This is a genomic window from Nocardia sp. alder85J (assembly GCF_020176955.2).
Taxonomy (GTDB): domain Bacteria; phylum Actinomycetota; class Actinomycetes; order Mycobacteriales; family Mycobacteriaceae; genus Nocardia.
The window spans coordinates 1-22,222 of sequence record NZ_JAIUCZ020000023.1 but is presented as its reverse complement, the minus strand read 5'-3'; the positions used below and the strand labels follow the sequence as shown (position 1 = coordinate 22,222).

Sequence of the window (22,222 nt, the reverse complement as noted above, 5' to 3'; positions counted from 1 at the left end):
CGGCCTCACCCCGACCGGCCACCGGCGTCCCCACCACGATATCGCCGGTCCCCGACAACCGCGCCAGCAACACCGCCAACGCCGCATGCACCACCATGAACAACGTCGCACCCTGCTGCCGCGCCAACCCCGCCAACCCCGCATGCGTGGCCACCGACACCGGGAACACCACCCGCCCACCGGCAAACGACGGCACCACCGGACGCGCCCGATCCGCCGGCAGATTCAACTCATCCGGCACCCCCGCCAGCACACCCCGCCAGAACCGCGCCTGACCCGACAGCAAACTCGCCGGATCATCCTCCGAACCCAGCAACTCCCGCTGCCACACCGCGAAATCCGCATACTGCACCGCCAACGGCACCCACCCCGGCGCCTGCCCCGCCGACCGCGCCGCATACGCCACCATCACATCCCGCGTCAACGGCCCCATCGACCAGCCATCCGCGGCAATATGATGCGCCACGAACACCAGCACGAACTCACCAGCAGTATCGGTGACCTCGAACAACCGGATCCGGAACGGCACCTCCACCGTCACATCGAACCCCGCCGACACCACCCCCGACACCGCCTCCAGCACCGCCTCCCCAGCCACCGGCACCGCCGTCACAACCACCGGCACCTGCGACACCGGCAACACCCGCTGCACCGGCCCATCGGCCCCACCGGGATACACCGTCCGCAAAATCTCCTGCCGCGCCACCACATCCGCCACCGCGGCCCGCAACGCCCCCACATCCAGCACACCCGACAACCGGATCGCCACCACGATATTCTCCACCGCCGACCCGGTATCGAACTGGTTCAAGAACCACATCCGAGACTGCGCCAACGACAACGACACCCGCTCCGGACGCACACCCGCCACCAACGCCGGACGGCCACCCGCACCGGCGTGCTCCTCGACCTTGGCGGCCAGTCCGGCCACTGTCGTCGCCTCGAAGACGGAACGCACGGGAACCCGGGTGTTCAGGGCGGCGCCGATGCGGGCGGCGACCTGGGTGGCCAGCAGCGAGTTACCGCCGAGTGCGAAGAAGTCGTCGTCGGCGCCGACCCGTTCGGCGCCGAGGACCTCGGCGAACACCGACGCCACCACTTCCTCGATCGGCGTCGACACCGCGCGGTACGCGGTCACCTCGAACTCCGGCGCCGGCAACGCCTTCCGGTCCAGCTTGCCGTTCACGTTCAGCGGCAAGGCGTCCAGGACCACGAACGCCGACGGCACCATGTACGACGGCAGGGACGACGCCAGCGCCGACTTCACCACCGCCACCTGGATATCCGTGTCGGCGGGCACCAGATACGCCACCAGCCGGTCACCGGTCCGCGCATCCGATACCGCCAGCACCGCGACCTGCGCGATCTCCGGCATCGCCAGCAGTGCCGCCTCGATCTCGCCGAGCTCGATCCGGAAGCCCCGGATCTTCACCTGGAAGTCGGTGCGGCCCCGGTACTCCAACTCACCGGCGGCATTCCACGCCACCACGTCACCGGTGCGATACATGCGGTCGCCCGGGGTGAACGGGTCGGCGACGAACCGGTCCGCGCTCAGATCGGGGCGGCCGAAGTACCCGCGCGCCAACTGCGCGCCGGCCAGGTACAGCTCACCGGACACACCGTCGGGCACCGGATGCAACCTGGCGTCCAGCACGTACGCCCGCGAATTCCATTCCGGCGCACCGATGGACACCATCAGCCGGTCCGCCTCGGTGACCCGGTGGCTGGTGATCGACACCGCCGCCTCGGTCGGCCCGTACAGGTTGAACAACGCCGCCGCGTTGCCGCGCCGGAACCGCTGCGCCGTCGCGGCGGGCAGCGCCTCACCGATGGCCAGCACCCGCCGCAGCGAATCACTCAGCGCGCCACCGGATTCGGTGAGCAGCGCGTCCAGCATCGAGGGAACCACGTGCAGCGTGGTCACCCGCGCCGACCGCATGAGCTCGTTCAGGTAGGCGGGGTCACGGTGCCCGTCGGCCTCCGCGATCACCAACCGGCCGCCGGACACCGCCGCCGACCAGAACTCCCACACCGACAGGTCGAACGTCGCCGCCGTCTTCAACAGCACCGCGTCCTCGGCGGCCAGGCCGAATTCCGCGGTCTTCCACAGCAACTGGTTCACCACCGCCGCATGCGGCACCGCCACACCCTTCGGACGGCCGGTCGAACCGGACGTGAAGATCACGTAGGCGGTATTCGCCGGATGCAGGGTTTCCGGACGGTCCGCATCGGTGATCGGGTCGCCCGGCACCGATGTCGTGTCGATCCGGTCGATCTCGATGATCGCCCGGTCCGGGGCCGCGTCGAAGCCGGTGTCGGTGTTGGTCAGCACGCACACCGGATCGGCGGTCTCCAGGATGTAGGACACCCGCTCGGCGGCCTGATCCGGATCCACCGGCACATAGGCGCCGCCGGCGGCCGATACCGCGTACATCGCGACCACCAGGTCCACCGACCGGCGGATCGCCAGCGCCACCCGCGATTCCGGGCCCACACCCATCGAGATCAGGTGTCGCGCCAGGCGATTCACCCGATCACCGAGTTCGGCGTAGCTCACCTCGGCGCCGTCGGGACCGACCAGCGCCACCGCCTCGCCGTGCGCGGCCACCGTGCCGGCCAGCAGCGAGGCCAGCGTCGCCTGGGCGCCGGCGCCGGGCAGTTCGTGCGCGGTCGCGTTGCGGGCGAGCAGCGCGCGTTCCCGCTCGGTGGTGTCCAGCAGGTCGTAGTCGCCGACCGGGGTGCCCGGCGCGGCCACGATCGCGGCGAGCAGGCGCTCGAAGCGCGCCACGAAGCCCTGCACCGTCTCCCGATCGAACAGATCGGTGGCGTAGGTGAAGAAACCGGAGATGCCGTCGGGCTGCCCGGTGTCGACGTAGCGATCCGACGCGATCAGATGCAGGTCGAACTGCGAGATGCGAGTGTCGAAGTCGACACCGGCCACTTGCAGGCCGGGCAGCTCCAGTTCGGTGCGGGCCAGGTTCTGGAAGGACAGGCCGACCTGGAACAGCGGATGCCGCGCCGTCGACCGGACCGGGTTCAGCACCTCCACCAGCCGCTCGAACGGCACGTCGGCGTTCGCGAACGCCGCGATATCGGTCTCCCGCTGGCGGGCCAGCAGGCCGGTGAACGCCTCACCGGCGTCCACTGTGGTCCGGAACACCAGGGTGTTCACGAACATTCCGATCAGGTCGTCCAGGGCGGCCTCGCCACGACCGGCCATCGGGGTGCCGATCGCGATGTCGTCGGTGCCGGACAGCCGGGCCAGCAGCACCGCCAGCGCGGTGTGCATCACCATGAACAGCGTCGCGCCCTCGCCGCGCGCCAATTCCACCAGCGCGCGGTGCGTGTCGGCGGTCACCTGGATGTCGACGCGGCCACCGGCGAACGACTGCGCCGGCGGGCGCGGGCGATCCGACGGCAGCTCCAGCTGATCCGGCAGACCGGCCAGCGCCTGCCGCCAGTAGGCGACCTGTTTGGCGGCCACCGAGCCGAGATCGCTCTCGTCGCCCAGCAACTCGCGCTGCCAGATGCTGTAGTCCGCGTACTGCACCGGCAGCTGCGTCCACGCGGGCCCGCCACCGGCGGCCCGAGCCGCGTACGCGGTCACCAGATCCCGGGTCAGCGGGCCCATCGAGGAACCGTCGCCGGAGATGTGGTGCACCACCATCGCGAGCACGAAATCGGCTGTGCTTCCGGCGATCCGGTACAGCACCACCCGCATCGGCACCTCGGTGGTGACGTCGAAGGCGGTGTTGGTCAGCTCGACGATCGCCGCCTCGATGCCGGCGATCGGCACCGTGCGGATCTCCACGGCCGGAACCGCGTCGGCGACCGGCAGGATCACCTGCACCGGGCCGCCGTCGGTCTGCGGGTACACCGTCCGCAGGATCTCGTGCCGGGCCACCACGTCCTGCACCGCGGCCCGCAGCGCGGACACGTCCAGCGCGCCGGTCAGCCGCACCGCGACCGGGACGTTGTAGGCCGCGGAGGTGGAATCCTGTTCCCCGGCGGCGAACCGGTTGAGGAACCACATCCGCTGCTGCGCCAGCGACAGCGGAATCCGTTCCGGCCGTGGGCCGGCGGTGAGCGCCTTGCGGCCACCGGCGCCCGCGTGCTGTTCCACCCGGGTCGCCAGGGCGGCCACCGAGGAGGCCTCGAACAACAGCCGCACCGGGATCCGCGCGTTCAGCGCCTCACCGAGGCGGGCCGCGACCTGGGTCGCCAGCAGCGAGTTACCGCCCCAGGCGAAGAAGTCGTCGTCCAGGCCGATGGTGCCGGGCTGGATGCGCAGCACGTCGGCGAAGCTGTCGGCGACGATCTGTTCGATCGGCGTGGCCGGGGCCCGGAACACCGCCTTCTCGAAAGTGGTCTCCGGCAGGGCCTTCCGGTCCAGCTTGCCGTTCGCGTTGAGCGGCAACGCAGCCAGTTCCAGGAAGGCCGACGGCACCATGTAGGACGGCAGCTCGGCGGCCAGCGCCGCTTGCAGCGCCGCGTTGTCCGGCCGCTCCGGCTCACCGACGACATAGGCGACCAGGCGGTCACCCAGATGCGGATCGGTATGCGCCACCACGGCGGTCGCGGTGATATGCGGCTGCCGCAGCAGGGCGGCCTCGATCTCGCCGAGCTCGATGCGGAAACCGCGGATCTTCACCTGGAAGTCGGTGCGGCCCCGGTACTCCAACTCACCGGCGGCATTCCACGCCACCAGGTCACCGGTGCGATACATCCGGTCGCCCGCCGGGCCGAAGGGGTCGGCCACGAACCGGTCCGCGGTGAGGTCCGGGCGGCCGAAGTAGCCGCGCGCCAGCTGCGCACCCGCCAGATACAGCTCACCCGAGACGCCCACCGGCACCGGCCGCAGCCGGGCGTCGAGCACGAAGACCCGCGAATTCCATTCCGGCGCACCGATCGACACCGAGACCTCGTCGGCGTCGGTGACCCGATGGCTGGTGATCGACACCGCCGCCTCGGTCGGCCCGTACAGGTTGAACAACTCCGCCGCGTTGCCGCGCCGGAACCGCTGCGCCGTCGCGGCGGGCAGCGCCTCACCGATGGCCAGCACCCGCCGCAGCGAATCGGTCAGTGTCCCACCGGATTCGGCGAGCAGAGCATCCAGCATCGACGGCACCACGTGCAGCGTGGTCACCTCCGCCGAGCGCAGCAGCCGATTCAGGTACGACGGATCGCGATGCCCCTCGGCGGCCGCGACCACCACCCGGCCACCGCAGACCGCGGCCGTCCAGAACTCCCACACCGACAGGTCGAACGTCGCCGCCGTCTTCAACAGCACCGCGTCGCCGACACCCAGGCCGAATTCCGCGGTCTTCCACAGCAACTGGTTCACCACCGCCGCATGCGGCACCGCCACACCCTTCGGACGGCCGGTCGAACCCGAGGTGAAGATCACGTACGCGGTGTTGCCGGGCCCGAACGGGTCGAACAACTCGTCCGGCTCGATCGGGGCGTCGTCGTAGCGGGACAGGTTCAGCTGGTCGACCCGGATGGCGCGGTCCACGATCGAGGCCGCCGAGGTGCTCAGCACACAGGCCGGAGCGGAGGTGCGCAGGATGTATTCGACCCGGTCGGCGGCCTGGGACGGATCGATCGGCACATAGGCCGCACCCGTCTTCGCGACCGCGTACATGGCCACGATCAGGTCCACCGAGCGCGGCATCGCCAGCGCCACCCGGTCCTCCAGCCCGACGCCGAGGTCCAGCAGGTAGCGCGCCAGGCGGTTCACCCGCGCGTCCAGCTCGGCGTAGGTCAGCACCTGTTCCGGTGCACCGGAACCGGATTCGTCGGCCACGATCGCGATCGCGTCCGGATGTGCGGCGACGGTGGCGTCCAGCAGCGCCGCCAGGGTCGCGTCCGGAGCCGGCAACGCGTGCTCGGTCGCGTTCCAGGAGTGCAGGATTCGGCCGTGCTCGGCCGCGTCCAGCAGATCGATGTCGCCGACCCGGATCCCGGCGTCCGCGACGACCGCGTCCAGCACCCGGACGAACCGGTCCGCGAAGCCCTGCACCGTCGCCTGGTCGAACAGGTCGACGGCATAACCGAATTCGGTGACGATCTCGGCCGGGGCGCCGTTGTCGGCGTACCGGTCGTACAGCGTCACGTGCAGATCGGTCTTGGCCAGCTGGGAGTCGAAGTTCACCGCGCTGACCGTGAGGCCGGGCAGCTGGAACACGGTCTCCGCCAGGTTCTGGAAGGACAGGCCGACCTGGAACAGCGGGTTGCGCGCGGTCGACCGCACCGGGTTGAGCACCTCCACCAGGCGTTCGAACGGCACGTCGGCGTTCGCGAACGCCTCCAGGTCGCGCTCGCGCACCTCGGCCAGCAGACCGGCGAAGGTGGTGTCGCCGTCCACGCGGGTGCGGAACACCAGCGTGTTGACGAACATGCCGATGAGATCGTCGAGTTCCCGCTCGCCACGACCGGCGATCGGGGTGCCGACGGCGATGTCGCCGGTGCCGGCCAGCCGGGCCAGCAGCACCGCCAGGGCCGCGTGCACGACCATGAACAGCGAGGCGTTGTTGGCGCGGGCCAATTCGTGCAGACCGGCGTGCCGCTGCGGATCGATCTCGAAGCGGATCGCCTTGCCCTGGAACGACTGCGCGGGCGGGCGCGGGCGGTCCGTCGGCAGCTCCAGCTGATCCGGCAGGCCCGCCAGGGCCGCCTTCCAGTAGGAAACCTGTTGCGTGGCCACCGATTCCGCGTCGTCCTCGGAACCCAGCACGGCCCGCTGCCAGAGGGCGTAGTCGGCGTACTGCAACGGCAGCGACTGCCACTGCGGCGCCTCGCCCTGCACCCGGGCGGCGTAGGCGGCCATCACGTCCCGGGCCAGCGGGCCCATCGACGAACCGTCCGCGGACACGTGGTGCACGGTGAAGGCGAGGACGTGCTCGTCGCTCGCTGTGCCTGTGCCGTCGGGGCGCTCCGCAGGCTTCGCGCCTACCCGGAACAGTGCCACCGCCAGCGGCACCTCGACGGTGACGTCGAAGGTGGTGAGCGCGAATCCGATGATCCGCTCCAGCAATTCGTCCTCGGCGACCTCGACCGGCGTCAGCACCGGCGCGACCTCCGCGGCGGATCGGATCACCTGGTGCGGCCCGTCACCGGAGCGCGGGTAGACCGTCCGCAGCACCTCGTGCCGGGCGATCACATCGCCGATGGCGCGTTCCAGCGCGGCCACATCCAGCGCACCGGACAGCCGCACGGCCAGCGGGATGTTGTCCACCGCCGAGGTGGTGGTGTCGAACTGGTTGAGGAACCAGTACCGCTGCTGCGCGGGCGACAGCGGAACCTGCTGCGGCCGAACACCTGCCACCAGCGGCGGCCGCTGCCGGCCGGTGCCGACGCCGGACTCCACCCGGGCCGCCAGCGCCGCCACCGTCGACGCCTCGAACAGATCGCGCACGGCGAGCTGGACGTCCAGGGCGGCGCCGAGGCGCGCGGTGACCTGGGTGGCGATCAGCGAATTGCCGCCCAGTTCGAAGAAGTCGTCGTCGACGCCGACCCGGGTGACACCCAGCACGTCCCCGAAGGTACCGGCCACGATCTCCTCGATCGGGGTGGCCGGAGCCCGGAAGACCTTGGCCTCGAACACCGGCGCGGGCAGCGCGCGGCGGTCCAGCTTGCCGGAGGCGTTGAGCGGGAAGGCATCCAGCACCACGAACGCCGACGGCACCATGTAGGCCGGCAGCGCGTCGCCGAGTTCGGCGCGGACCTGATCCGGGTCGATCGGACCGGTCGGCACCAGATAGCCGACCAGCTGATCGCCGAGCCGATCGTCGGACCGCACCACCACGACCGCCTGGGCCACGGATTCGACGGCGGTGAGCGCGGATTCGATCTCGCCGAGCTCGATGCGCAGGCCGCGCAGCTTCACCTGGAAGTCGGTGCGGCCCAGATATTCGATCTCCCCGCCCGGGGTCCACTTCACCAGATCGCCGGTGCGGTACATGCGCTCACCGGCGACGATCGGATCGGCCACGAACCGGTCGGCGGTCAGATCCGGGCGCGCGGCATAGCCGCGGGCCAGTTGCACGCCCGCGAGATACAGCTCACCCGCGACCCCCGGCGGCACCGGCCGCAGCCGTGCGTCCAGGACGTACACCCGGGTGTTGAAGACCGGGCGGCCGATCGGCACCGAGGCGGTGTCGGCCGCGGTCACCTCGTGATAGGTGACGTCCACCGCGGCCTCGGTCGGGCCGTACAGGTTGTGCAGTCCGGCGCCGGTGAGCTCGACCAGCCGGCGGCCCGTGGTCGCGGGCAGCGCCTCACCGGAGGCGAACACGCGGTGCAGCGAAATGTTCTGCGCGACCGCATCTCCGGCCACGTCCAGCGCGGCGACGAATACCGACAGCATCGACGGCACGAAGTGCGCGGTGGAGATCCGCTCGGCGGCGATGATCTCCAGCAGATATGCCGGATCCCGGTGGCCGTCGGGCTTGGCGACCACCAGGCGGGCGCCGACCTGCAAGGGCCAGAAGAACTCCCACACCGACACGTCGAAGGTGGCCGGGGTCTTCTGGAGGACGCTGTCGGTCTCGTCGAGGTCGTATTGGTCCTGCATCCACACCAGGCGGTTGACGATCGCCCGGTGGTCGATCATCACGCCCTTCGGGCGGCCCGTCGAGCCGGAGGTGAAGATCATGTAGGCGACGTTCGAATCCCGCAGCGGCGCGGTGCGATCCGCGTCGGTGACCGGGTCGCCGGAATACTCCGACAGGTCCAGCTCGTCGATGCGCAGCGACCCGGCGGGGACTGTGTCCGCGTCGGCGGCGGTGGTCAGCACGCAGAGCGGTTCCGCGGTCGCCAGCACGTACTGCGTGCGCTCGGCGGGATGATCCGGATCCAGCGGCACATACGCGCCACCGGCGACGGTCACCGCGTACATGCCGAGCACCAGTTCGATCGACCGCCGCATACCCAGCGCGACCGGCACGTCCGGCCCGACACCCAGCGCGATCAGGTGCCGGGCCAGCCGGTTCACCCGATCCGCGAACTCGGCATAGGACAGACCCGTCCCCTCGAACGCGAGCGCGATCGCGTCGGGGGTCCGTTCCACCTGCGCGGCGAACATCGACGGCAGCGTCAGCGCCCGGGTCCCGGCCGCCTTGCCCAGCACCAGCCGGTCGACGTCGTAGGCGGTGGCGTTCCAGTTGCCGAGCACCAACCGGCGTTCCTCGGTGTCCAGCAGGTCGATGTCACCGACGACCGCGGCCGGGTCGGCGACCACCGCGGCCAGCACCCGCAGCAGCCGCTGCGCAAAGCTCGCGACCGTGCGCGCGTCGAACATGTCGGTGGCATAAGCGAATTCGGCGTCCATACCGAGCGCGGCGCCGTCCGGGCCGAAGCGCTCGGTCAGGTTCAGGTGCAGATCGAACTTCGCGGTGACGACGTCCAGCGGCACCCCGGCCACCTCGAGGCCGGGCAGTTCGAACGAGGCCGCGCCGGTGTTCTGGAACGACAGCATCACCTGGAACAGCGGATGCCGCGCCTGCGACCGGGCCGGATTCAGGATCTCCACCAGCCGCTCGAACGGCAGGTCCGCCTGCCCGAATGCGGCCAGATCGGATTCCTTGGTCCGGGCCAGCAGATCGGCGAACGGGTCGGCGGCGTGCACGGCGGTCCGCAACACCAGCGTGTTCACGAACATGCCGATGGCGTCGTCGAGGACCGCCTCACCGCGACCGGCGACGGCGGTGCCGACGGCGATGTCCTCGCCGCCGGAGAGCCGGGCCAGCAGGGCCGCGAAGGCCGCGTGCACCACCATGAACAGGCTGGCGCCGTACTCGCGGGCCAGTCCGTGGGCCGCCCGCACCAGGCCGGCGTCGATCGAGAACTGGTGCACGTCACCGCGATGGGAGGCGACCGCCGGTCGCGGCCGATCCGCGGGCAGATCCAGCTGGTCGGGCAGGCCGGCCAGTGTCCGCGACCAGTGGGCCACCTGACCGGCGATCAGCGACTGCTCGTCGTCCTCGGAACCGAGCGTCTCCCGTTGCCACAGCGCGTAATCCGCGTACTGCACCGGCAGCGGGGCCCAGCCCGGCGTCTCACCCCGGGTGCGCGCCGCGTACGCGATCATCACGTCGCGGGCCAGCGGTCGCATCGACCAGCCGTCGCCGGAGATGTGGTGCACCACCACGACCAGCACATGGTCGGGCACATCGCCGGTCACCCGGAACAGGCCCGCGCGCACCGGCACCTCGGCGGTCACGTCGAAACCGCCCAGCACCAGTTCGCCGATCCGGTCCGGCAGTTCCGCCGCGGTGACCGGAATCGGCTGCAACGCCGGATGTTCCGCACCCACGGGCGCGATCACCTGCACGCCCTGACCGTCGGCGGTCTCCGGGTACACCGTGCGCAGCACCTCGTGCCGGTCGACGACATCCGCAACCGCCAGCCGCAGCGCCTCGACATCGAGGTCACCGGTAAGCCGCACCGCCAGCGGGATGTTGTTGACGGCGCTGGTGGTGTCGAAGCGGTTGAGGAACCACATCCGCTGCTGCGCCAGCGACAGCGGGATCTGCTCCGGCCTTGGCCGGGCCACCAGCGCGCCCCGGCCGCCGGAACCGACGTGGCTCTCCAGCCGCGCCGCCAGCAGGCCGACCGCCGGCGCCTCGAACAGCAGCCGCACCGGAATCCGGGTGTCCAGCGCCGCACCCAGCCGCGCGGTGACCTGGGTGGCGATCAGCGAGTTGCCACCCAGATCGAAGAAGTCGTCGTCCAGGCCGACCGGCCGTACCGCGGTCGCGGCCGGCGACACCGGGGTCAGGCCCAGCACCTCGGCGAAGACCGTGGCCACCAGTTCTTCGATAGGCGTTGCCGGAGCGCGGAATTCGCGCGCCTCGAACTGCGGTTCGGGCAGCGCGCGGCGGTCCAGTTTGCCGTTCGCGTTGAGCGGCAGCGCATCCAGCACCACGATCGCGGCGGGCACCATATAGGACGGCAGCCGATCGGTCAGCCGGGCGCGCAACGCGTCGACGTCCACGTCCTCGCCGACCACGTAGCCGACCAGCCGGTCGCCGGTGCGCTCGTCGGAGCGCACCACCGCGACCGCCTGCGACACCGAGTCGTCCGCGGTGAGCGCGGATTCGATCTCGCCGAGCTCGATGCGCAGGCCGCGCAGCTTCACCTGGAAGTCGGTGCGGCCCAGGTAGACGATCGCACCGTCGGCGGACCGGCGCACCAGGTCGCCGGTGCGGTACATCCGGGATCCGATCTCGCCGAACGGATTCGCCACGAACCGGTCCGAGGTCAGGTCCGCCCGGCCGACATAGCCGCGCGCCACCTGATCGCCCGCGAGATAGAGCTCACCCGCGACGCCCGGCGGCACCGGATGCAGCCGCGAATCCAGCACGTACGCCTGCGCGTTCCACACCGGCAGGCCGATCGGCACCGCGCCGCGCACCTCGGTCGCGACGGGCGCGTGGGTGGCGTGCACGGTGAATTCGGTGGGGCCGTACAGGTTGTACAGCGCCGCGTCCCCGACCCGGCGGAACGCCGCGACGGTGTCGCCGGTGAACGCCTCACCGGCGATCAGCAGCGCCCGCAGCGAGGCGATCGCGGACCGGTTCCCGCCCGGTTCGGCCAGCGCCCCGGCGAAGACCGTGAGCATCGAGGGCACGAAGGAGGTCATGGTGACCCGCTCGGCGGCGATCACCTCGGCCAGGTACTGCGGATCCCGATGCCCGTCCGGGCTCGCGACCACCATCCGGCCGCCCACCGACAGCGGGCCGAACAGCTCCCACACCGACACGTCGAAGGTGGCCGGGGTCTTGAACAGCACCACGTCCCGCTCGTCGATGCCGTATTCGCCGGTGATCCAGCGGATCTGGTTGACGACGCCGGCATGCGGCACCGCCACCCCCTTCGGGCGGCCGGTCGAGCCGGAGGTGAAGATGACGTACGCCGGATGCGACGGCCGCAGGACGCCGTGCCGTTCCGCCTCCGTCAGCGGGACGTCCGGATAGGCCGACAGGTCGAGTCGGTCGATGCGCAGCGTCGGTGCCATGACGGCGAAATCGTCACGCCCGGTATCGAATTCGTCGAGCACGGTGTCGAATCCGTCGCGCGCGGTGGTCAGCACGCAGACCGGTGCCGCGGTGGCCAGTACGTAACCGATGCGCTCGGCCGGTTGATCGAGATCCAGTGGCACGTAACCGCCGCCGGCGGCCAGCACCGCGTAGGCGGCGACGACCAGATCCACCGAGCGCCGCATGCCCAGGGCCACCAGGCTTTCCGGCCGCACCCCGGCCTCGACCAGGCGGCGGGCCAGCCGGTGCACCCGCCCGGCGAACTCGGCGTAGGTCAGGGTCTGCCCGGCCTCGCGGTCGACGATGGCGACCGCGTCCGGGGTGGCCCGCACCTGCGCGGTGAACAGCTCGACCAGCGTGGTGGCCGGGCCGATCTCGCGGCGGGTGTCGTTCCACGTCCGCAGTTCCTGCACCGCCTCGGTGGCGTCCAGCATCGGGAAGTCGCCGACCGGCCGGTCCGGGGCCGCCACGATGGCCTTCAGCAGCCGCTGGAAGCGGCGGGCGAACCGGGCCACCGTGGCCGCGTCGAAAAGATCGGTGGCATAGATGAATTCGGCGACCATACCGCCCGGCGCCGGATTGCCGTTCCCGTTCGGGGACGCGACCTGCGCCTGCTCGGTCAGCACCAGTTGCAGGTCGAATTTCGCCGTATCGATCGGCAGGTCGACGCCGCTGACGGTGAGACCCGGCAGTTCCAGCGAGTTCTGGCCGGTGTTCTGGAACGACAGCATCACCTGGAACAGCGGATGCCGCGCCTGCGACCGCGCCGGATTCAGGATCTCCACCAGCCGCTCGAACGGCAGATCGGAGTATCCGAAGGCGGAGATGTCGGCCGCGCGCACCGATTCCAGCAACTCACCGAAGCCGGCCGAACCGTCCACCTCGGTACGCAGCACCAGGGTGTTGACGAACATGCCGATCAGATCGTCGAGCGCGCGCTCGCCACGACCGGCGACCGGGGTGCCGATCGCGATGTCGGTCTCCCCCGACAGCCGCGAGAGCAACAGCGCCAGCGCCGCATGCGTCGCCATGAACAGCGTCGCGCCGCGGGTGCGGGCCAGTTCGGCCAGCCGGGCGTGCACATCGGCATCGATGCGGAAGGTGTAGGTCGCACCGCGCCCGGACGCGACCGCGGGCCGCGGCCGGTCGGCCGGCAGGTCGAGCTGTTCGGGCACCCCGCGCAGGGTGTCGCGCCAGAACGAGATCTGCTGGGCGATCACCGATTCCGGGTCGGTCTCGGCGCCGAGTACCGCGCGCTGCCAGAGCGCGTAGTCGGCGTACTGCACCGGCAGTGGGGCCCAGGCGGGTTCGCCGCCGTCGACGCGGGCGCCGTAGGCGGCCATCACGTCCCGGGTCAGCGGGCCCATCGAGAAGCCGTCGGCGGAGATGTGGTGCACCACCAGGGCGAGCACGTGCTCGGTCGGGCTGATCTCGAACAGCCGGGCCCGGAACGGCACCTCGGCGGTGACGTCGAACCCGGTCAGCACCAGCTCCGAAAGCCGTTGCGGCAGTTCGCCCTCGGTCACCTCGACCGGGGTCAGATCGGGGATGACCCGGCCGGTGGCGACGATCTGCTGATAGGGCGCACCGTCCAGCTCGGGGTAGTGCGTCCGCAGCGATTCGTGCCGGGCGAGCACGTCCGCGACCGCGATCTGCAACGCCTGCCGGTCCAGCAGGCCCGAGAGCCGTACGGCGGCAGGGATGTTGTCGACCGCCGACTCCGGATCGAAGCGGTTGAGGAACCACATGCGCTGCTGCGCCAGCGACAACGGCACCCGGTCGGGACGCTGCTGCGGCTGCAACGGGGCACGCGTGCCGGTGTCGGTGCGGGTTTCGGTGCGGGCGGCGAGTGCGGCGACCGTGGGTGCGTCGAACAGGTCGCGGACGCCGACGCGGGTGTGCAGGGCCGTCGACAGCCGGGCCGCGACCCGGGTGGCGATCAGCGAATTGCCGCCCAGGGCGAAGAAGTCGTCGTCGAGCCCGACCCGGTCCACGCCGAGCACCTCGGCGTACACGGTCGCGACGATCTCCTGCACCGGTGTCGTCGGGGCCCGGAACACCGCGGCCTCCACCAGCGGTGCGGGCAGCGCCTTGCGGTCGAGCTTGCCGGAGGCGTTGAGCGGGAACGCCTCCAGCACCATGAACACCGACGGCACCATGTAGGCGGGGACGCGGCGGGTCAATTCCTCGCGGACGTCGTCCGGATCCAGGACGCGGCCGGTGGTGAGGTAGCCGACGAGCTGGTCGCCGGTGTAGGGGTCGGTGTGCACGACCACGACCGCGCCGGTGATGTCGTCCAGTGCGGTGAGCGCGGTCTCGATCTCGCCGAGTTCGATGCGCAGGCCGCGCAGTTTCACCTGGAAGTCGGTGCGGCCCAGGTATTCCAGTTCACCGCCGGCGGTCCAGGCGACGAGATCGCCGGTGCGGTACATGCGTTCGGCGGGCCGGTACGGGTCGGCGACGAACCGGTCCGCGGTGAGGTCCGGGCGGGCGACGTAACCGTGGGCGAGCTGGATACCGGCGAGGTACAGCTCACCGGGGACACCGGCGGGCACCGGCCGCAACCGGTGGTCCAGCACGTAGACGCGGGTGTTGTACACCGGCCGTCCGATCGGGACGGTGTCGACGTCGGCGGTGGTGAGGGTGTGGTGGGTGACGTCGACGGCGGCTTCGGTGGGGCCGTACAGGTTGTGCACCGTGGTCCCGGTCAGCTCCGCCAGCACACGAGCGGGCTTGGCGCCCAGCGCCTCACCGGAGGCGAACACCAGCCGCAACGACCGGCACAGCCCGCCGGTGCCGGTGACCACCGCGAGACCGGCCGACTCGGCCAGCGCCGCGGCGAACACCGTCAGCATCGACGGCACGAAGTGGGTGACCGTGACGCCCTCGGCGGTGATCAACTGCATCAGATATTCGGGGTCGCGGTGCCCGTCGGGCTTCGCGACGACCAGCCGCGCCCCGATCTGCAAGGGCCAGAAGAACTCCCACACCGACACGTCGAAGGTCGCGGGGGTCTTCTGCAACACCACATCGGAGGGGGTCAGCCCGTACCGGTCCTGCATCCACACCAGGCGGTTCACGATCGCCGCGTGCGGCACCGCCACACCCTTCGGACGACCGGTCGACCCGGAGGTGAAGATCACGTAGGCGGTGTCGGACGGACGCAACGGATGCCGCCGATCCGCATCGGTGACCGGTGCGAGCGAATAACCGGACAGCTCCAGCAGATCGATGCGCACCTGCGCGGTGTCGACCTCCAGATCCACGCCGGAGGTCAGCACACACACGGGATCCGCTGTGGCCAGGATGTATTCGGTGCGCTCGGCCGGATGATCTGGATCCAGCGGCACATACGCGGCACCCGCGACGGTGACCGCGTACATGCCGACCACCAGATCCAGCGACCGCCGCATACCCAGCGCCACGAAGGACTCCGGGCCGACGCCGCGTTCGATCAGCCAGCGCGCCAACTTGTTCACCCGCGCCGAGAACTGCGCGTAGGACAGATGTGTCCCCTCGAACGTGACCGCGGCCGCCTCGGGAGTCCGCGCGACCCGGTCGGCGAACAGCGCGGCCAGGGTGGCGGGGCGGCCCGCCAGCACGCCGGCGGTGTCGAATGTCGTGGCGTTCCAGTCGGTGAGGATCGTGCGGCGTTCGGCCGCGTCCAGCGGATCGATACCGCCCACGGCCACACCGGGATCGGTGACGATCGCGGTCAGCACCCGCACCAGCCGCGCGGCGAGGGTGGTGACGGTGTCCTCGTCGAACAGATCCCGCAGATAACCCGCCCGGATCCGCAACCGGGAATCCAGCTGCGCGATCAACGTCAACGGGTAGTGCGTCGCGTCGGCGGCGTGCAGGCCGGTCACGGCCATCCCGTCGATATCGGCGGCCTGCGCGGCGATCCCGTCGGCATCCACCGGATACGACTCGAACACCACCAGACTGTCGAACAATCCACCGATACCCGCCGCGGCCTGGATATCGGCCAGGCCCACGTAATGGTGGTCCAGCAGATCCGCCTGCTGACCCTGGATCCGCGACAACAACCCCCGTGCCGGTTCGGCCGGGTCGAAGGCCACCCGCACCGGCACGGTGTTGATGAACAACCCGACCATCGACTCCACCCCGGACAACCCCGCCGGCCGCCCGGACACCGTGGTACCGAACAACACATCGTCACGACCGGTCAACCGGCCCAGCAGCACACCCCAGGCGGTCTGCACGACCGTGTTCACCGTGACACCCAGCTCAGCGGCCACCGCCACCAGCCGCGCCGTCGCAGGCTCGTCCAGCCCGAAGAAATGCTCCCCGGCCAGGCTGGTGATCTCCCGGCCGGTCTGCGGGCGGGTCAGCAGCGTCGGCTCCGACACTCCCGCCAGCGCGTGCCGCCACGCCGTCAGCGACGCCGGAAGGTCCTGGCGGGCCAGCCATTCCAGGAATCCGCGATACGACCGCACCGACGGCAACGCCGAGGTGTCACCACCGGTCGCGTACAGCATCAGCAGATCCCGCATCAGCAACGGCATCGACCAGCCGTCGAGCAGGATGTGATGGTTCGACACCACCAGTTGCCAATCCTGGATCCCGGTGCGGATCAACGTGAACCGCAGCAACGGCGGCACGGTGAGATCGAAACGGCGTCGCCGGTCGGCCGTGATCAGATCGTCGGCGCTACCGGTCGCCGACCGGTCGTACTCGGTCCACGGCACCTCGAGGCCGTCGAGCACGATCTGGATGGGTGTGCCGTCACCGTCGGCGACGAACGCCGTCCGCAGACTGTCGTAACGATCCAGCAATGCCTGTGCCGCCGTACGCAACCGGCCCGCATCCACCCGCCCGGACAACGTCAGCACCACCTGCGCGGTGTACACATCCACCGACGACGCCGCCAACTGCGCATGGAACAACAACCCGGCCTGCAACGCCGACAACGACCACACCTCGGCCACCGCCGGGAACCGCCGCGTCACCGCGTCGATATCACCCTGCCCCAACCGCACCAACGGGAAATCCGACGGCGTGAACCCACCGGCCTCCGGCGACAGCGCATGCCGCGCCACCGCCTCCAGCGCCCGCACCCACAACCCCGCGAACACCGCCACCGACTCCGCATCCAACAACGTTGCCGGATAACCGATCTGCGCCGACAACCGATCACCGGCCACGATCGCGTTGATATCGATCGGCGCCATCGCCGGCATATCCGCGTCGTAGTGCGCGGCCAGTTCCCCGAGTTCCGGGGCGGGCACCCAGCCGAAGCCCCGCAAGGCCTCCGGCACACTCGAATCCGAGACCCGGCCGAGGTAGTTGAAACTCACCTGGCCCGGCGACCGCACCGGCAACCGACCGGCGGTCTCCGGATCCAGGTAGCGCAGCATGCCGTAGCCGATGCCCTTGCCCGGTACGGCCAGCAACTGTTCCTTGACCGCCTTGATCGCCGCGCCCATCGCCGGGCCACCGGCGAGCGCCTGCTCGACGTCGATTCCGGTGAGGTCGAAGCGAACCGGGAAGATCGAGGTGAACCAGCCCACCGTGCGCGACAGGTCCGCACCCGGCACGGCCTGCTCCTCGCGGCCGTGGCCCTCCAGCCGGACCAGCACCGAATCCTCGGCCACCGCACCGTCGCTGCCGGTCGCGGCGCCGCGGGCCCGCCACGCGGCCACCGCCAGCGCCAGCGCGGTCAGCAGGCCGTCGTTGACACCGCCGTGGAACAACGCCGGGACCGTCGTCAGCAGGGCCCGGGTGACCTCCGCGGACACCTCCACCCGATGTTTGACGATCGAACCGGTCACGTCCACGGCCGGATCGAACGGGCGCGTCGTCAGCAACGGATCCGGGCCGTCGACGATCGTGCGCCAGCGGTCCAGCTCACCGGCGCGTTCCGGGGTCGCCTTCTGCAAGGCGTGCGCCCAGGTGCGCATGCTGGTCGCCACCGCGGGCAGCACCACCGGCCGCCCGGCCGCGATCTGCCCCCACGCGGCCACGAAGTCCGGCACCAGGATTCGCCACGAGACACCGTCGATCACCAGGTGGTGCGCGGCCACCAGCAGGCGGCCCGCCCGCTCGGCGCCCTCCGGCTGCAACCAGGCGAACCGGATCACCACGCCCGCTTCCGGATCCAACCGGCCCACCGTGGCATCCAGTGCCGCAGTGGCGATCTCGGTCAGAGCAGCCTCGTCGGCAGCCGCGTCGAACACCACGTGGTCGATCAGCGCGTCGACGTCGACAGTGCCCGCCGCCGCAGTCTCCACGATCCACTCCGCACCCGCGTGCCGGCGCAGCCGCGCCCGCAGCATGTCGTGCCGATCGATGACCGCCGCGACCGTGGCGACGATCCCGGCCCGGTCGATACCGGCCGGAAGTTCCAGCGCCAGCGACTGATTGAACCGCCGCAGCGCGCCCGGCCGCTCCACCATGTAGCGCACCACCGGCGTCAGCGGCATCGCGCCCACGCCACCGCCGGGCAGCTCCGCCAGCTCCGCCGCCTGCGCCGAACCACCGGCCGCGTCGGCGACCGCCGCCAGCCCGGCGACCGTGCGCTGCTCGAACACGTCGCGCGGAGAGAACACCACGCCCCGGGCCTTCGCCCGCGACACCAGCTGGATCGACACGATCGAGTCGCCGCCCAGGGCGAAGAACGAATCGTCGATGCCGACCCGGTCCACGCCGAGCACCTCGGCGAACACCTCGGCGATGGTCTGCTCGATCGTCGACCGTGGCGCCCGGAACGACACCTCGGCGGCGAACACCGGCTCCGGCAACGCCTTCCGATCCAGCTTGCCGACCGGCGTCAGCGGGATCCGGTCGATCACCATGATCGAGGAGGGCACCATGTACCCCGGCAGCCGCTGCTCGACGTGTTCGGTCAGCTCCGCGGCGTCGATCGTGGCGTCTTGTGCCGCAACCACATACGAGACCAGCGAGGTGACCCCGGCCGCGTTCTCGTGCCCGACGGTGACCGCGAAGTCGACGGTCGCGTGCGCGGCCAGCGCCGCGTCGATCTCGCCGAGTTCGATGCGGAAACCGCGCACCTTCACCTGGAAGTCGGAGCGGCCGACGTATTCGACCTCACCGTGCTGGGTCCAGCGCACCACATCGCCGGTGCGGTACATCCGCTCGCCCGGGGCGTACGGATTGGCCACGAACCGTTCGGCGCTCAGCCCCGGCCGGTCGTGATAACCGCGGGCCAGCTGGATGCCCGACAGATACAGCTCACCCGCGACACCCACCGGCGCCGGCCGCAGCCGCGCGTCCAGGATCAGCGACTGCATGCCGCGGATCGGGCCGCCGATGGTGACCGGATCGCCTGCCGCCAGCGGCTCGCTGATGTTGGTCATGATGGTGGTCTCGGTGGGACCGTAACCGTTGTAGAAACGGCGGCCCCGGCCCGAACCGTCCGGTGCGGCACCCCATTTCGCCACCAGGTCGGCCGGTACGGCCTCACCGCCGGCGACGACGACCCGCATGCCGGTCAGCGCCGCCGGATCCAGCGACGCCAGCACCGAGGGCGTGAGGAAGGTGTGGGTGGCCTGTTCCCGGCGGATCAGCTCGGTCAGTTCCTCGCCGCCGTAGACCCCCGGCGGCACCACCACGAGGGTGCCGCCGCGGCCGATCGCCAGCAGGAACTCCAGCATCGACGCGTCGAAGCTCGGCGACGCGAAATGCAGTGCGCGAGTATCGGAGTCGACGTCGTAACGGTGGTTCTGCTCGGCGGTGAAGTTGGCCAGACCGGCATGGGTGACCACGACGCCCTTGGGCAGGCCGGTCGAACCGGAGGTGTAGATCACGTAGGCCGGATGCTCGGCCCGCAGCGAGCGCACCCGATCGGCGCCGGTCACCGCGGCGGCCGGGTAACCGTCGAGCGCGAGCTCGTCCAGCACCAGCCAGTCCACCGACTCCGGCAGTTCACCGCGCACCGACGACACGGTCAGGCCCACCGGGGAACCCGAATCGGTGACCATGTGCGCGATGCGGTCGGCCGGGTAGGTCGGGTCGATCGGCACGAACGCCGCACCGGTCTTGGACACCGCCCATTCGGCGAAGTAGGACTCGTCCGAGCGCGGTACCGCGACCGCGACCAGATCCTCCGCGCCGATGCCGCGCTCGATCAGCAAGCGCGCCAAGCGGTTCGAGCGCTCGTCCAGGTCGGTGTAGGTGACGCTGCGCCGCGGCGAGCCGTCGAGCGGGGTGAACACCACCGCGGCGCCGGCCGGATTCGCCGCGACGGCGGCGGCCAGCAGTTCCGGCAGCGTGCGCACCGGCTCGGCGGGCAGGCCGGTGCGCGCCACCAGATCCGCGCGCTCGGCGGCGTCGAGGATATCGATCGCGCCGACCGGCGTCTCCGCGTCGGCGGCAACGGTTTCCAGCACTCGCACCCAGCGCTGCACCAGCTCCGCGACGGTCGCCTCGTCGAACAGATCGGTGGCGTAGGTCAGCGCCAGCGCCATGCCGCCATGGGTGGCGTCCCCGGCGGACGCCGTGGCGTCGTCGGAGCGGACCGCGCCGCCGGCGACCACGGTCGGCATCTCCGACAGCGTGAACTGGAGATCGAAGCGGGCGATGTTCTCTTCCAGGTCCAACGGCGAGACTGTCAGACCGGGCAGTTCCAGGGTGGTGCGGTCCAGGTTCTGGAAGGCCAGCATCACCTGGAACAGCGGATTGCGGGCCTGCGACCGCTCCGGGGCCAGCAGTTCCACCAGCCGCTCGAACGGGACGTCGGCATTGCCGAACGCCTCCAGGTCGGTGTGCCGCACCCGATCCAGCAGGCCGGTGAACGACTCGGCCGGATGCAGCGCGGTGCGCAGCACCAGGGTGTTGACGAACATGCCGACCAGATCGTCGAGCGCCTGCTCGCCACGTCCGGCGACCGGGGTGCCGACCGCGATGTCGTCGCTACCGGACAACCGGCCCAGCAGCACCGTCAGCGCCGCGTGCATCACCATGAACAGCGACGAACCCTGTTTGCGCGCAACGTCTTCCAGCGCGGTCACGAGAGCCGGCGCCAGCGTGTGGTGCAGGGTGGCCCCGTGGTGCGAGGCCACCGCCGGCCGGTGCCGGTCGGCCGGCAGGGTCAGCTCGTCGGGGATGCCCGCGAGCGCCTGCTGCCAGTACCCGACCTGCCGGGCCAGCAGCGACTGCGCATCGTCCTCGGCACCCAGCACGTCGCGCTGCCAGACCGCGAAATCGGCGTACTGCACCGCGATCGGCGCCCAGCCGGGCACACTGCCCTGAGTGCGCGCGGTGTAGGCGGTCATCACGTCCCGGGCCAGCGGGCCCATCGAGAAGCCGTCGGCCGCGATGTGGTGGACGACCACCACCAGCACGTGTTCGGCAGCCGCGGCGCCGGTGGCCTGCACGCCCATGTCGACCCGGAACAGCCGGGCCCGCAACGGCACCCGCTCGGCGACGTCGAATCCGGTGGAGACGAATTCGGTGACGGCGGTGAGCAGTTCGGTGTCGGCGACCGGGTAGCCGCGCAGATCCAGGGTGACCTGTTCGGCGGGCAGCACCTGCTGCATCGGGACGCCGCCGTGCTCGGGATAGCGGGTGCGCAGCGACTCGTGCCGGCGCAGCACGTCCACGATCGCCAGTTCCAGTGCGGCGGTGTCGAGTTCGCCGGACAACCGGATCGCCAGCGGCAGATTGTAGGCGGCGGAGGACTTGTCGTACTGGTTGAGGAACCACATGCGCTGCTGCGCGAACGACAACGGCACCAGCTGTCCCGCCGGGCGGCGGCGGGCGACCAGTGCGGGGCGCGCGTCGCCCTCGTCGCCGGTGTGCGATTCCAGCCGCGCGGCCAGGGCTTCCACGGTGGTGGCCTCGAACAGGGCGCGCACCGCGACGGACGTGCCGAGGGCGGCGCCGATCCGCGACGCGACCCGGGTGGCGATCAGCGAGTTGCCACCGAGGGCGAAGAAGTCGTCGTCCAGGCCCACCCGGGGCAGGCCGAGCACGTCGGCGAACACCGCGGCCACCGCCTCCTGGACCGGGGTCTCCGGCGCCCGGAACGCCCGGGTGACGGCCGCCGGTGCGGGCAGCGCGCGGCGGTCCAGTTTTCCGTTGACGGTCAACGGGATCGCGTCCAGCACCACGAATGCCGAGGGCACCATGTACGCGGGCAATCGTTCCTCGCTGCCCTCACGCACGGCCTCGAGATCGATCGGGCCGTCGCCGACCAG

The 22,222-nt window shown here is 70.8% G+C and carries 1 protein-coding gene (cut by a window edge); it reads right to left on the bottom strand.

Features of this window, described 5'->3' with window-relative positions:
* On the bottom strand, positions 1-22,222 hold part of the coding region annotated (locus LBW94_RS43795) for a non-ribosomal peptide synthase/polyketide synthase (RefSeq protein WP_416277070.1) (this coding region is incomplete at its 5' end). 5,978 nt of the annotated region lie to the left of the window's left edge; 22,222 of 28,200 annotated nt are visible.